Raw genomic sequence first — 12,469 nt, 5'->3', positions numbered from 1 at the left:
GCGGGCGCCGGGGACCGTGGGGTCGCTGTCCCACACGACGACGTCCACGGCGCGGGCGCTGACGCGCAGTTCCATCAGGACCGGGCCGGGAGCGTACTTGCGGGCTCAGGTGTTGGCCACGGCGTTGAAGCGGGTGGTGACGTCTTCCCAGTTGACCAGGCCATCGGTGTCCTCGTCGCGACCTACAGGCTCCCGCCGGCGGCCGGGTTCGAGGTGCTGCGCGAGGTCTCCCAGCACACCAACGCCAAATTGATTGGTGTCCCGCAGCTGGCTCGGCGGTGCGACCGAGCAGGGCGTCGTCGCCTCCGCCGAGATCGGCGGCGAACTCCATCGCTACTTCATCGACCGAGACCTCGCCGGGGAGCAGCCTGCCCTGCCCGCGTCGGAACTCGCTACCGTCACCGCCGCGGTCGGCTCCTACCAGTCCATTCGCGACGACTCGTACGGCATCGGCTCCAACGTCGCAGTATTTCAGCGCCCATCCTCATCTCACACTGAAGCTGTCCCCACTGCTGTACGACAATCCTGAGATGGAACTCCAGCTCATCGACCGCCGCGCGGACTCTCCCACCTTCGGGGCCAGCCAGATCCTTCCCTTCCCGCAGGACTCGCGGGCCGTCCTGACGATCGAACCGGGTGTGCTCATGCGGGCCCGGGGCAGCGGGACGCTCCGCTACCGGGTGGAGTACGAAGTTCACGACGCCCGCGGCGCGCGCCTGCCTGAACTCTTCGTCCCAGTCCCCGCCGACGGATTACTGCCGACCTTCGACGCGCCGGGTGCCGCTCTCGCGGGCAACGTCGTCCGAGAGCTGGCCTACCAGTGACCGCGACCGAGCAGGAGCCGAGGACCGGCCGCCCTTCGCCCCCCACCGCAGCACGCTGGCTGACGCTGCTCCTCGTGGTCTTCGCCGTGCTCGTCATGTCCCGCTCCCTGAGCGAGGGCATCTACGACATCGCGTTCGCCAACCTGGCCCTGGACCTCTCCGGCCTGGTCAGCACGGTCGGCCTGGTGTACTGCGTGGGCTACGGCGTGGAGGTCGTCGCCTCCGTCGCGGCCGGCCCCCTACTGGACCGGGGCAACCCCAAGACCGTGCTGATCGTGGCCTACCTCGTCAAGATCGGCGTTTTCGTCTTCATCGGCATCGGCTCCGCGTTCCTCTCGTCCCACCTGTGGGCGATCGTCGTCGCGGCGGCAACGGTGGACCTCGTCCACCACATCGGGGAGATGGCCCTGTTCGTACTCCTGCCGCGGATCCTCGACGCCAAGACCCTCGTCCGGGTCCAGGGCATCGGCGGAACCATCCGATCGGCCGCCGAACTCCTCTCCCCGGTCGTCGCGGGCCTGGTCATCGCCCTGCTCCCCGGTTCCCGGGCTCTCCTCGTCGCCGCCGGCCTCCAGGTCCTCGCCCTGGCCGTCTTCGCCGGCTTCATCGCTGTCGTGGCCCGGCAGCCGGGATCAGCGCACCCGACGTCCGTCCACGCACAGGGCTCCGGCGCGACGATCGGCGTGAAGACCGGCGGCGCCGCGCCCGAAGAGGAACCCGCCCCCGCCCCCCTCCCGTCCCGCCCCACAGTGGCGAGGACACTCCTCTCCAGCCCGGCCTGGCGCCGCTTCCTCACCTTCCACGCCCTGACCGTGCTCGCCCTCTCGACGGTGATCCTCTCCCTGCTGTCACTCATGAGGGAGACCTTCGCCATGTCACCGGCCCGCGCCGGTTCCTTCCTGGCGTTCTCCACCATCGGAGCCGTCATCGGCGGCCTCGTCGTCGCCAAGGCCGGCCCGCAGGGCATCTACGCAAGCCTGCGCTGGGCCACCGCCCTCGCGGGAGCCGGCACCCTGACGGTGGCGGTGCTCGGTGGGAGTCAGTGGATCCTTGCGGCCGCCCTCGTCCTCTTCGGCCTCGGCTTCACCGTGTACCTCAGGTCGGCCGGACTCCTCGTCCAACTCCGTGCCCCTGCCACCCTGCTCGGCACCTGGCACGGCCTTCTCGACGCCGTCATCCGCGTGGTCAGCGCCGGAGCGATCCTCGCCACCGGCTTCCTCTTCGACCGCTTCGGAGGCAGGCCGGTCTACCTCGTCTTCGGCGCGCTCCTCCTGCTCACCGCAGCCCTCTGGTCCACCTTCGACACCCAGGACCAGCAGAACCTCGGCTCGACCCCCCTGCACCCGACACCCGCCCCGTAAAGACCCACGCCCCCTCACCCCAGCAGCAGAGCCTCCGGCCGAGTGGGCACTGCTGGTCGCGGTGTACTACCGGTTCAGCCGGTGACGGTCGCCTTTGTGCAGCGGCTCGACGACGGTACGTACGCGGCCGAGCCGGTCAACCGGTACCTGTGATCGGAAGGCGCAGCAGGTCCCGCCGTCCAAGGGGACCTGCTGCACACCACGCTGCCCGAGTTGTGCTCGATTGGGAGTCGCACGTTCGTGCGGGTTGCTGATGTGGTGACTTCGGTAGTCATACGCTGCTCTGAGCGGCTGCCGCCATCGCGGGCCCGCTCGTCGTTCGCAAGGGGCAGGGTCGGGGAAGACCGCGGTCGGTGCCTCCTACTGGTAGCAGGGGGTCCCGCACAGCACGGTTTCTGTGTCGTGGTCGCCGGCTGCCATGAAGGCGGTGATGTGGGTGGTCATGGGGGTGTTGCTGGTTTCCCAGGGCATGGGTGCGGCCATGGCCTGGGAGGCAAGGGAGGTGAAGGCTGCGGTGGCCACGAACACTGCGGCAATTGCCCGCTTGCGCAGACGCATCTGGACTCCTTGATCGACGATCGGACGGCCGGCGTGCTGTGCGGAAAGGCCGCCACGGCTGGCTGCCAGTCTCACGTGCCTACAGCCTCGAGCCAGGCGTGAGGAAGGTGCTCGGCGTATTTCCATACGATCACCGCGAATGGCGGACCGCGTTCCGGAGTCGCGGCAGCGGTTGTCTGACGCGGCGTGCCGCGGGCCCGACAGCGCTTGGCTCCTCGAGCCTCGCGCGGCGTGGGGCTGTTACTCACTTTCGGGTGACGGTCCGTGCCGCGCTGGGGCGGCGTGACCTGCCGAGTTAGAGGGCTTGGCCAAGCCCGCAAGGGGGCCGGAGCTGTCTCGCCGTCAACATCACGCACTGGCGACAGAGATGGAGAATGAAGCCAAGAGTAATGGAAATATGAGCAAAAGTAACACAGGCCATGTTTCCCGCCCAACTCCCGCACGAGGTGGACAGAGTGTGTGCGCGGCCGGTCCGGCCGCCACCCGCACACTGCATCCCACACCCGCGTCGGCCGCAGGACCGTTCGTGGAAGGGGTGCCCGCACTGTCAGGGGGACTCGTGTCCGTTTCTGCTTCCGTCACTGCCCGTCGCCTTGCTGCCGCCGCTCTCGCGGCGGGTGCTCTCGTCTCGGTGGCGGCGCTGCCTGCGTCCGCGGCCGATCATCGTCCGGCTCGGGAGAGGGTGGAGATCTCCGCCGTCCAGGCCGACTCCCCGGGACGCGACGACCGCTCCAACCGCTCGCTGAACAGGGAGTGGGTGGAGCTGACCAACACCACCCGCCACGCGATCAACCTCGACGGCTGGACCCTCGAGGACGAGTCCGGCAAGACCTACACCTTCGACGACTACCGACTGGCCGGCCGTGCCACCGTCCGCATCCACACCGGCGTCGGCAGCGACACCCGCACCGACCTCTACCAGGACCGCCGCGCCACGTGTGGAACAACGACACGACACCGCCGCCCTGCGCAACGACGACGGTCGCCTGGTCGACGAGGAGTCCTGGGGACACCGCCGCCACCACGGCCGCTCCGGCGACGAGGGGGACTGGGCTCACCGCCGTCACGACGGCCGCTCCGGCGACGAGGGGGACTGGGGCCACACCGTCACCACCACGGCGGCGACTTTCGTCGCTGATCCGACCAGCCCCTTGAGCCCGTGAGTGATGTGGGGATCGCTTGCGCGGCGTGACATGTCGGCGGCGCGCGACCCGGCGGTGCGGTCCGGTCGCGCGCCGCTTCACGTCCGCAGGCCGCCCCCGTGCCGGGAGCTGCCGGTGTTCGTAGGCTGGAGGGTGTAGGTTCTCGCGGCGCATGCCGCCTGCCGTGCCTCTGACCTGGGCATTCTTCGCCCGTCTCATGCCATGTCATCCGCTGGAGTCTCAGCTCCGTGTCACTTATACCCTACTTCGGGCGGAACTGCCCGAAGCGGGCTCAGACGTGGCGAGCGGTACCGTTCGGTTGCCCGCCGATCTCCTGCTCTCCCTGAGGGCTCTGCGGCGGGGCAGTGGTCCCCCGCAGGATCAGGTGTGTGGGCAGGACGATGTGCTGTGCGCGGTTTGCCTCAGGGCCGTTGATGAGTTCCAGGGCCAGTTCGGCAGCGGCTCGGCCCATGTCCGCGGGTGACTGGGCCACGGTGGACAGGTCGAGCCATTCGGCCATCAGCTGGTCGTCGAAGCCGAGGACGGAGATCCGTTCGGGTACCTCGATCTGTACGGTGCGCAGGCTCAGGATGAGGGAGGCGGCGAGTTCGTCCTGTTCGGCGAAGATCGCTGTGGGTGGCTCGCGCAGGCTCAGCAGGTTGCCGACCGCCTGGGTGGTGCCGCGTTTGTCGCGGGGCGGGGTGGTGACGATCAGGTCGTCGTCCAGAGGGATGCCCGCCTCGGTGAGCGCCTGCTGGTAGCCGACGAGGCGCTCGCGTGAGCTGAAGCTGAAGCCGCGGGCGTTGACGGTGTGGGCGAAGGCGATCCGCCGGTGTCCGAGGTTGATCAGATGGCGGGTGGCCTTGCAGGCTGCGGCGACGTCGTCGACGTAGACGCTGGGTCGGCCTTCGACGTGCTGGCTGATGTAGATGACCGGCATGCCCAGATCGTCGAGCCGGGCGGTCTCCTCCTTGCTGAGGTCGAAGCAGAACACCAGGAGGGCGTCGGCGTTGCGCCGGGCCGGCAGACGGTCGAAGAACTCGGCCCGTTCGGCCAGATCCGGGACCACGTAGACGGTCATTTCCATGCCCGCGTCCCGCAGCAGCGGGCCCAGGCTCGACAGTGCCGCTCCCATGAACCACGAGTCGAGCGTGGGTACGAGCACCGCCATGACCCCGGTGCGGCCGGTCACCAGACTCGACGCCTGCCGCGAGACCGCGAAGTTCAGCTCACGGGCGGCCTGCTCGACCCTGGCCCTGACCTCGGGCGAGACCGAGGTCAGGCCGCGCATGGTGCGCGAGACGGTGGACGGGGAAACCCCTGCCCGTTCGGCGACGTCGGCCAACGTGGGGTGCCGCTGAGCTGGTGACATGAGCGGAAGTTAGCACAGTTCAAGCCTCCTGCGGGAGCCTTCGTGACAGCGCTGTCACGAGAGCAGTCAGGGGCGGAATGGTCGCTTACGCCGCATAAGCGCAGAAGAATGCCGCGCAAAGCATCTGTGCTACCGCGACGTTACGCATTGACTTCCGCCAGGTGTACTCCTACGGTGCAAGCGTTGTCTCGGAGGAGTCGGAGCCGTCACCGTGAAGCCATCCTTCGATGCTTTGACCTGCTTCTTTGATCTAGAAAATGCGATGACAGCACAGTCTCGTAACGGAGACATCCCAGAGTCATCTCGGTAGCTTCTCCCTACAGGGCGACCCGCCGAGACTTCGGTTCCGCACGTCCAGGAGAGACAGTGAACGCCAGAACCAGCAGAGTCCTTCAGTGCTCGGCCGTGCTCGTCGCCGCCGGGCTCGTCCTCACCGCCTGCGGCTCCTCCGATGACAACAGCTCGTCGGGGGAGTCGAAGAGCCCGTCGTTCTCGGGCCGCGGCCCGATCACGTACGCGGCCGCCAAGGACAGCTCCGGCGTCGTCCAGAAGGTGATCGACAGCTGGAACAAGGAGCACCCGAAGGAGAAGGTCACCTTCGTCCAGTTGCCGGCGGACGTGAACCAGCAGCGCCAGCAGATGATCCAGAACGCCGAGACGAAGTCCGATGCCTACACGGTGCTCTCCCTGGACGTGGTATGGACCTCGGAGTTCGCCGCCCACCAGTGGATCGACCAGCTGCCCGCCGCGCAGTTCCCGCTCGACAAGATGCTCAAGCCGACCGTGGAGACGGGCAAGTACCGCGACAACCTGTACGCGGTCCCGCAAGCCTCCGACGGTGGCGTCCTGTACTACCGCTCCGACCTGCTGAAAAAGGCCGACGTCGCTGCCGCGCCGACGACGTGGGCGGACATGCAGGCCGCCTGCGCCAAGGTCAAGAAGCTGCCCGAGGCCAAGGGCATGGACTGCTACGCGGGCCAGTTCCAGAAGTACGAGGGCCTTACCGTCAACTTCGCCGAGGCCGTCAACTCGGCCGGCGGGGTCATCACCGACGCCAGCGGCAAGCCGGACGTCGACACGGCCGAGGCGAAGAAGGGCCTGGACTTCCTCGTCGACTCCTTCAAGGACGGCACCATCCCGAAGGAGGCCATCACCTACCAGGAGGAGGAAGGCCGCCAGGCGTTCCAGTCCGGCAAGCTGATCTTCCTGCGCAACTGGCCCTACGTGTACTCGCTGGCCGAGAAGAGCGAGGTCAAGGGCAAGTTCGCGGTCGCGCCGCTGCCCGGCCTGAACGGGGCCGGCTCCTCCAGCCTGGGCGGCCACAACGTGGCCCTGTCCTCCTTCGCCAAGAACAAGGCCACCGCGCTGGACTTCATGAAGTTCTTCACCAACGAGGCCAGCGCGACCACGTTCCTCAAAGACGCCTCGCTCGCCCCGCCGTACGAGGCCCTCTACGACGACCAGGCGCTGGTCAAGCAGTACCCCTACCTTCCGGTGCTGAAGCAGTCGATCCTCAACGCCGTGCCGCGCCCGCGCGTGGTCCAGTACGGCGACGCGTCCTCGGCGATCCAGCAGGAGGCGTACGCGGCCCTGAACGGCGACAAGTCCAGCGCGCAGGCGCTGAAGGACCTGCAGGACGCGCTGCAGAAGTCCGCGGGTCAGTGAGGAGGAAAGCCGTGGGCGACACCAAGATCCCACCCGGCACCGGTGCGGACCGCCCCTCCGGCACGGCGGGCAGCCGTGCCGGGGCGGCCCCCACGCCGGTAAAGGCGAGCAAGCGGGCCTGGGCGACCGCGGCTTCGGGGCGGACGGCGGCACTGCTCGTGTCGCCGACCCTCCTGGTGCTCACCGTCGTCGTCATCTACCCCACCCTCATGGCGTTCAAGGAGTCGCTGTACGGGACGAAGGGCCTGGACCCGAAGACCGGCTTCATCAGCGACACCGAGCCGTTCGTCGGACTGCAGAACTACGCCGACATCTTCGGCCAGGCCGGCGACCGGTTCTGGAACGCCTTCTGGAACACCACCTTCTTCACCGTCGTCACGGTGTGCCTGGAGACCCTGATCGGTGTCGCGATGGCGCTGATCATGCATAAGGCGTTCAGCGGCCGGGCCCTCATCCGCGCCAGCATCCTGATCCCCTGGGCGGTGCCCACGGCCATCTCCGGCCTGCTGTGGCGGTGGATCTTCAACAGCGACGGCATCGCCAACGCCCTCATCGGCCACCAGGTCCTGTGGACCACCGAGGGCTTCCACGCCAAGGTCGCCGTCATCATCGCCGAGGTGTGGAAGACCTCCCCCTTCATCGGGCTGCTGGTCCTGGCCGGCCTGCAGGTCATCCCGAAGGAGGTCTACGAGGCGGCCCGGCTCGACGGAGCCGGCCCACTCGCCCAGTTCTGGCGGATCACCCTGCCCCTCGTGAAACCCGCCCTGCTGGTCGCGGTCCTCTTCCGCTGCCTCGACGCGCTGCGCATGTTCGACCTGCCCTACCTCCTCATCGGCGCCCAGAAGAACTCCGTGGAAACCCTCTCCATGCTCGCTCAGAACGAGGCGTCCAACGTCCGCTTCGGACCGGCCGCCGCCTACGCGGTGCTCCTCTTCCTCTACGTCTTCCTCATCGCGCTGGGCTTCGTCCGGCTGCTGGGCGCAGACCTCGTCGGTGACGTCGGCGGCCCGCCTCGCTCCACGCGCACGAGCAGGCTCCGGCGCACCCCGATTCGCAACAGTGCGGAGGCGTCGGCATGACCGCGACCGTGAAATGGCGAACCTGGCTGCTCTACCTGGGCGTTGCCGCGGTGGTGGCCTACTGCCTGGCCCCCTTCTACTGGATGCTGGTCTCCAGCCTGCGCCGCAGCTCCGACATCTTCGACACCTCGCTCCTGCCCACCTCGGTGTCGTTCGTGAACTACCGGGCCGTCTTCGACCCCACCCAGGGCTTCGGCCGCGCCCTGCTCAACAGCCTGATCGTCTCCGGCACCACCACCGTCCTGGCGCTGCTGCTGGCCACGTTCACCGCCTACGCCATGGCCCGGCTGCACTTCCGGTTCAAGCGGCTGATCCTCACCCTGATCATCGCCACCTCGATGTTCCCGGTGGTCTCGATTGTGGTCCCGCTGCTGAAGCTGTTCACCGACATCGGCTGGATCAACACCTACCAGGCGATGATCGTGCCGAGCATGTCGTTCGTGCTGCCGCTGGCGGTGTGGAACCTGACCACGTTCTTCAAGCAGATGCCCGACGAGCTCGAAGAGGCCGCCATGATCGACGGCTGCACCCGGGGCCAGGCGTTCCGCAAGGTCATCATCCCGCTCGCCGCGCCGGGCATCTTCACCACAGCGATCATCTGCTTCATCGCCGCCTGGAACGAGTTCCTCATCGCCCTGTCGATGACGAACCGGCCCAGCATCCAGACCGCGCCGGTCGCCATCTCCAAGTTCACCGGCGCCACCCAGTTCGACATTCCCTTCGGCAGCCAGATGGCCGCGGGCGTCCTGGTCACCGTCCCCCTGGTGATCATGGTGCTCGTCTTCCAGCGCCGCATCGTCGCCGGACTCACCGCGGGCGCGGCCAAGTAGCCGCCCCTGCCCGCCTGATCCCCCACAGCCCCCTCAAAAGGACCTTCAGCACCATGCCTTCCACCACGCCCTGGTGGCGCAGCGCCGTCATCTACCAGGTCTACGTCCGCAGCTTCGCCGACTCCAACGGCGACGGCGTCGGCGACATCGCCGGCATCCGCTCCCGCCTGTCCTACCTCAAGTCGCTCGGCGTGGACGCCCTGTGGATCAACCCCTGGTACAAGTCCCCGATGGCCGACGGCGGCTACGACGTCGCCGACTTCCGCGCCATCGACCCGCTGTTCGGCACGCTCGCCGACGCCGAGCAACTGATCGCGGAGGCCCACGTGCACGGGATCCGCATCATCCCCGACATCGTCCCGAACCACACCTCCGACCAGCACTCCTGGTTCCAGGAGGCGCTGGCCGCCGACCCCGGGAGCCCGGAGCGGGAGCGTTACATCTTCCGGCCCGGCCGCGGCCCCGACGGCGCCGAGCCGCCCAACAACTGGGTCTCCTGCTTCGGCGGCCCCGCCTGGACCGGACTGCCCGACGGCGATTGGTACCTCCATCTGTACGCCCCCGAACAGCCCGACCTCGATTGGCAACACCCCGAAGTCCGCGCCGAGTTCGAGTCCATCCTGCGGTTCTGGTTCGACCGGGGCGTCGACGGCTTCCGCATCGACGTCGCCCACGGCCTCGTCAAGGACCCCGAACTGCCCGACCTGCCGCCCGCCCCGACGGGCGAGAAGGGCGCCGACCACGTCGAGCACCCGCACTGGGACCGCGACGACGTCCACGACATCTACCGCACCTGGCGCAAGATCGCCGACGAGTACGACGGCGACCGCGCCTTCGTCGCCGAAGCGTGGGCCGACACCCCCGAACGCCTCGCCGCCTACGTCCGCCCCGGCGGCCTGCACACCGCCTTCAACTTCGACTTCCTCATGGCCAGCTGGGACGCCAAGGACCTCCGCACCGTCATCGACGACTCCCTCGCCATGCTCGACGGCGTCGGCGCACCCGCCACCTGGGTACTGTCCAACCACGACGTCATGCGCCACACCAGCCGCTACGCCCGCAAGACCGTCGCCCGCTGGGTCCCCAACGAGCGGTACCAGCCCCAAGGCCCCATCGACCTGGACCTCGGCACCCGCCGCGCCCACGCCGCAGCCCTCCTCATGCTCGCCCTGCCCGGCGGCGCCTACATCTACCAGGGCGACGAACTCGGCCTCCCCGAAGTCGAAGACCTCCCTGAGTCCGTCCTTGAGGACCCCATCTGGGAACGCTCCGGCCACACCGACCGAGGCCGTGACGGCTGCCGAGTGCCGATTCCCTGGTCCGGGCAATCCCCACCCTTCGGCTTCAGCCCCGAGGACGCCCCCGCCGAACCTTGGCTCCCGCAACCGGCGGACTGGAACGAGCGCAGTGCGGAAGCACAGACCGGCGACGAGACCTCGATGCTGGAGCTGTACCGCACCGCAATCCGACTTCGCCGTGAGAATCCTGCCCTCGGCGACGGCACCATGACCTGGCTCGACGCTCCCGCCGGTGTCCTCGCCTTCCGCCGCGACCCAGGCTTCGTATGCGTGGTCAACCTCTCCGAGGAGGCGTACCAGCTGCCCCACCACAGCTCTGTTCTGCTTGCCGGCGGTCCCATCGAAGACGGCGTACTGACGCCGGACCAGGCGGCCTGGCTCGCGGTATAGCCACCCGCGACAAGGAGCAGCAGCTTCCCCCTGATCCGCCAGGGCCTGCCCGGTGTTTCTCCCCGCCGATCGGGCAGGCCCTGGCCCATTCATGGAGATCGCTCACCGACGCACAGACCAGCTAGGCACTGAGACGTCGTCCGACCCCGGCCACCGCCGTTCAGCGTCAAGACACACTTGTATGGTTGGGCCCGCACTGGCGTCGCCGGTCGACGCGGTCGGTCTGGCCCGGCCTCCGCCCTTCATCTCAGTGAAGGCGCCGCGGGCGGCCGGGATAGGACTTGGCAGGTCGGAGCCGAGTTCCGTCTTTCAGGAGTGCGAGACGGATGGTGGCGAGGCTGGTTCCTTCCCAGTCGGCGATGGCCTGGAGGGACTGGATGGTCTTGTTCGTACCAGGTACACCATTGGGGCACGCGGGTGGCGGTGTGCTGGGTGCGGCGGAACCGTGGAGGGCTCCAGTCGATCGGATGCTGCGACAGCAGATAGATGACGTGGGCGGTGGTGGTCTTCACGCGTTCATGGCGCCGCTGATCTGGGTGAGCCGGTTGCCGTTGGCGAGCAGGCTCGCGCCGGTGGCCCAGAGCCGGAACCCCACCGGCTCGTCCGCGATCGCGAGGTGCGCGAGCGAGATCCACACGGGCACGAAGAGGACGACCAGCACCATGGCGAACCGGTTGCGCGCATGCTCGATCAGCGCGAACCGGGTGGCGATGGCGAACAGCGCCAGGGGGCGTCTCACGGTGCCGCCCCCGTCCCGGCGCGCAGCACGCCCTCCTCCAGCCGCCACAGAAGGTCCAGCCGATCCGAGTCGTGGGCGAGATGCGAGACCACCAGCACGGACCGGCCGGCGGCACGCAACTGGGCGGCCAGCCTCCAGAAGCGGAGGTAGGTGTCCCAGTCGAAGCCCTGATACGGCTCGTCCAGCAGCAGCACCTGCGGATCGTGCATCAACGCCAGGATCAGGTTGAGCTTCTGCCGGGTCCCGCCGCTGAGCACCCCGACCCGTTCCTCCGCGTACTCGGAGAAGTGCAGCGCCTCCATGACCTCCTGGGTCCGGCGCAGGTCGGGCAGCGAGTGCGCGCTCCGGAACAGCTCCAGATGCTGGCGGACGGTGAACGCCTCGTTGAGGACCACCTGCTGCGGGCAATACCCGAACCGGCCACGGTGTCGGACCACGCCCCGGTCGGGCCGCAGCTCACCGGCGAGGATCTTCAGCAGCGTGGACTTCCCCACGCCGTTCTCCCCGACGATGCCGACCAGCGCACCAGGACGAAGCTCCACGTCCACCCCGCGCAACACCAACCGACTGCCATACGCGTGGTGGACACCTTCCACCCTCATCGACACCCCCTGTGACCACGGCCATTCCCCCTTCCAACAACGTCACAGCCGCCCGATCGGTCACGCCTGCTAACGGCATCTCGAGCAGGGCGCCGCGCCCGTCACGGGGCAAGCGACGGTCGACTCGCGACGGGCCGGTGTGGGAGCCCTCTCGCACGGTGGGCCACTGCTCGAAACCCGAGTCTGGGCCATCGCTCCAGCTTGCGGGAGAGGGCCAGTCGGAAGCCGGAACCAGATCAGTCAGGAAACTGACAGATCAGCGGCTCTTTGACATCCAACCCAGTCGGGCCAGGTCAGCGCGCTGCACGCGACTAACTTCGCTGTCAAAGGACATCCGCTCCAGGGGAGGTCGAGTGCGGCAGGATAGGGAACCAACAGGGCTTCTGTGCCGATGGGTTGAGACTTCGAACACCTCCACCAACGGCACGGGAGCCCTGTGCGTTGCGGCCCTCACCTCGGCCTGACCGGCGTCACCCGATCAGTTGCCACGCTGAAAACGCTCAGTGAGCTTCTTCGAGTTGGTCACCGATCGGGTGATGAGCCGTGAGCGCAACGAGCGAGGCCCCCGGGCTGTTGATCGAGATGTCTGACGTCTCAATCACGTTGCTC

The 12,469-nt window shown here is 68.1% G+C and carries 12 protein-coding genes and 2 pseudogenes; 9 read left to right on the top strand and 5 right to left on the bottom strand.

The annotated features are described in order from the left end of the window. Nucleotides 1-105: pseudogene (locus ACN6LD_RS40740) on the bottom strand (ATP-binding protein); the annotation flags it as partial. Between the two features lie 151 nt (nucleotides 106-256). Between ACN6LD_RS40740 and ACN6LD_RS40735 the strand changes: the two are divergent. Genes ACN6LD_RS40735 through ACN6LD_RS40725 form a run of 3 tightly spaced genes read left to right on the top strand, consistent with a single transcriptional unit; the run spans nucleotide 257 to nucleotide 2,185 of the window. Continuing rightward, on the top strand, nucleotides 257-529 hold the full coding sequence (locus ACN6LD_RS40735; protein ID WP_319197843.1) for a hypothetical protein: 273 nt from the start codon (nucleotides 257-259) through the stop codon (nucleotides 527-529). 1 nt (nucleotide 530) lies between these two features. Beyond that, entirely contained in the window at nucleotides 531-824 is a 294-nt protein-coding gene (locus ACN6LD_RS40730; RefSeq protein ID WP_319197840.1) for a hypothetical protein, read from the top strand. Continuing rightward, nucleotides 821-2,185, top strand: coding sequence for an MFS transporter (locus tag ACN6LD_RS40725; protein ID WP_445045787.1), 1,365 nt, complete (start codon nucleotides 821-823; stop codon nucleotides 2,183-2,185). The genes ACN6LD_RS40730 and ACN6LD_RS40725 overlap by 4 nt, the downstream gene beginning before the upstream one ends. Nucleotides 2,186-2,545: 360 nt before the next feature. Here the strand turns inward: ACN6LD_RS40725 and ACN6LD_RS40720 are convergent, their stop codons facing one another. After that, complete coding sequence (locus tag ACN6LD_RS40720; RefSeq protein WP_319196309.1) at nucleotides 2,546-2,743, bottom strand: hypothetical protein; 198 nt, start codon at nucleotides 2,741-2,743, stop codon at nucleotides 2,546-2,548. A 367-nt stretch (nucleotides 2,744-3,110) separates the two neighbouring features. Between ACN6LD_RS40720 and ACN6LD_RS40715 the strand changes: the two are divergent. Together ACN6LD_RS40715 and ACN6LD_RS40710 are read left to right on the top strand one after the other, a co-directional pair. Continuing rightward, nucleotides 3,111-3,593: pseudogene (locus ACN6LD_RS40715) on the top strand (lamin tail domain-containing protein); the annotation flags it as partial. Nucleotides 3,594-3,681: 88 nt separating this feature from the next. After that, on the top strand, nucleotides 3,682-3,906 hold the full coding sequence (locus ACN6LD_RS40710; protein WP_415924993.1) for a hypothetical protein: 225 nt from the start codon (nucleotides 3,682-3,684) through the stop codon (nucleotides 3,904-3,906). A gap of 271 nt (nucleotides 3,907-4,177) precedes the next feature. On the opposite strand, the gene ACN6LD_RS40705 is transcribed toward ACN6LD_RS40710, so the two are convergent. Beyond that, on the bottom strand, nucleotides 4,178-5,257 hold the full coding sequence (locus ACN6LD_RS40705) for a LacI family DNA-binding transcriptional regulator (RefSeq protein ID WP_319196307.1): 1,080 nt from the start codon (nucleotides 5,255-5,257) through the stop codon (nucleotides 4,178-4,180). A 366-nt stretch (nucleotides 5,258-5,623) separates the two neighbouring features. Between ACN6LD_RS40705 and ACN6LD_RS40700 the strand changes: the two genes are divergently transcribed. The 4 genes from ACN6LD_RS40700 to ACN6LD_RS40685 are packed head-to-tail and all read left to right on the top strand — an operon-like array spanning nucleotide 5,624 to nucleotide 10,519. Continuing rightward, nucleotides 5,624-6,922: an ABC transporter substrate-binding protein gene (locus ACN6LD_RS40700; protein WP_319196305.1), complete on the top strand. Its 1,299-nt coding sequence runs from the start codon at nucleotides 5,624-5,626 to the stop codon at nucleotides 6,920-6,922. Between the two features lie 11 nt (nucleotides 6,923-6,933). Beyond that, nucleotides 6,934-8,001, top strand: coding sequence for a carbohydrate ABC transporter permease (locus ACN6LD_RS40695; protein WP_319196303.1), 1,068 nt, complete (start codon nucleotides 6,934-6,936; stop codon nucleotides 7,999-8,001). Continuing rightward, a complete protein-coding gene (locus ACN6LD_RS40690) occupies nucleotides 7,998-8,831 on the top strand; it encodes a carbohydrate ABC transporter permease (RefSeq protein ID WP_319196302.1) in 834 nt (277 codons plus the stop codon). Before ACN6LD_RS40695 ends, ACN6LD_RS40690 begins: the two co-directional genes overlap by 4 nt. A 53-nt stretch (nucleotides 8,832-8,884) precedes the next feature. After that, nucleotides 8,885-10,519 (top strand): glycoside hydrolase family 13 protein, encoded by a 1,635-nt coding sequence (locus tag ACN6LD_RS40685; RefSeq protein ID WP_319196301.1) that lies wholly within the window; start codon nucleotides 8,885-8,887, stop codon nucleotides 10,517-10,519. A gap of 508 nt (nucleotides 10,520-11,027) precedes the next feature. Here the strand turns inward: ACN6LD_RS40685 and ACN6LD_RS40680 are convergent. Both ACN6LD_RS40680 and ACN6LD_RS40675 read right to left on the bottom strand, forming a co-directional pair. Then, nucleotides 11,028-11,258: a hypothetical protein gene (locus ACN6LD_RS40680; protein ID WP_319196300.1), complete on the bottom strand. Its 231-nt coding sequence runs from the start codon at nucleotides 11,256-11,258 to the stop codon at nucleotides 11,028-11,030. Continuing rightward, complete coding sequence (locus ACN6LD_RS40675; RefSeq protein ID WP_319196299.1) at nucleotides 11,255-11,860, bottom strand: ABC transporter ATP-binding protein; 606 nt, start codon at nucleotides 11,858-11,860, stop codon at nucleotides 11,255-11,257. The genes ACN6LD_RS40680 and ACN6LD_RS40675 overlap by 4 nt, the downstream gene beginning before the upstream one ends. Between the last annotated feature and the right edge of the window lie 609 nt (nucleotides 11,861-12,469).

This window comes from Streptomyces sp. SAS_272 (assembly GCF_052543235.1).
The sequence above is the reverse complement of the archived record's forward strand: the minus strand, read 5'-3'. Positions and strand labels throughout refer to the sequence as shown.

What these genes read in the sequence shown, in the direction of transcription:
- ACN6LD_RS40690 (WP_319196302.1), top strand. Translation starts at nt 7,998, where the DNA reads ATGACCGCGACCGTGAAATGGCGAACCTGGCTGCTCTACCTGGGCGTT.
- ACN6LD_RS40705 (WP_319196307.1), bottom strand. Translation starts at nt 5,257, where the DNA reads ATGTCACCAGCTCAGCGGCACCCCACGTTGGCCGACGTCGCCGAACGG.
- ACN6LD_RS40675 (WP_319196299.1), bottom strand. Translation starts at nt 11,860, where the DNA reads ATGAGGGTGGAAGGTGTCCACCACGCGTATGGCAGTCGGTTGGTGTTG.
- ACN6LD_RS40720 (WP_319196309.1), bottom strand. Translation starts at nt 2,743, where the DNA reads ATGCGTCTGCGCAAGCGGGCAATTGCCGCAGTGTTCGTGGCCACCGCA.
- ACN6LD_RS40730 (WP_319197840.1), top strand. Translation starts at nt 531, where the DNA reads ATGGAACTCCAGCTCATCGACCGCCGCGCGGACTCTCCCACCTTCGGG.
- ACN6LD_RS40685 (WP_319196301.1), top strand. Translation starts at nt 8,885, where the DNA reads ATGCCTTCCACCACGCCCTGGTGGCGCAGCGCCGTCATCTACCAGGTC.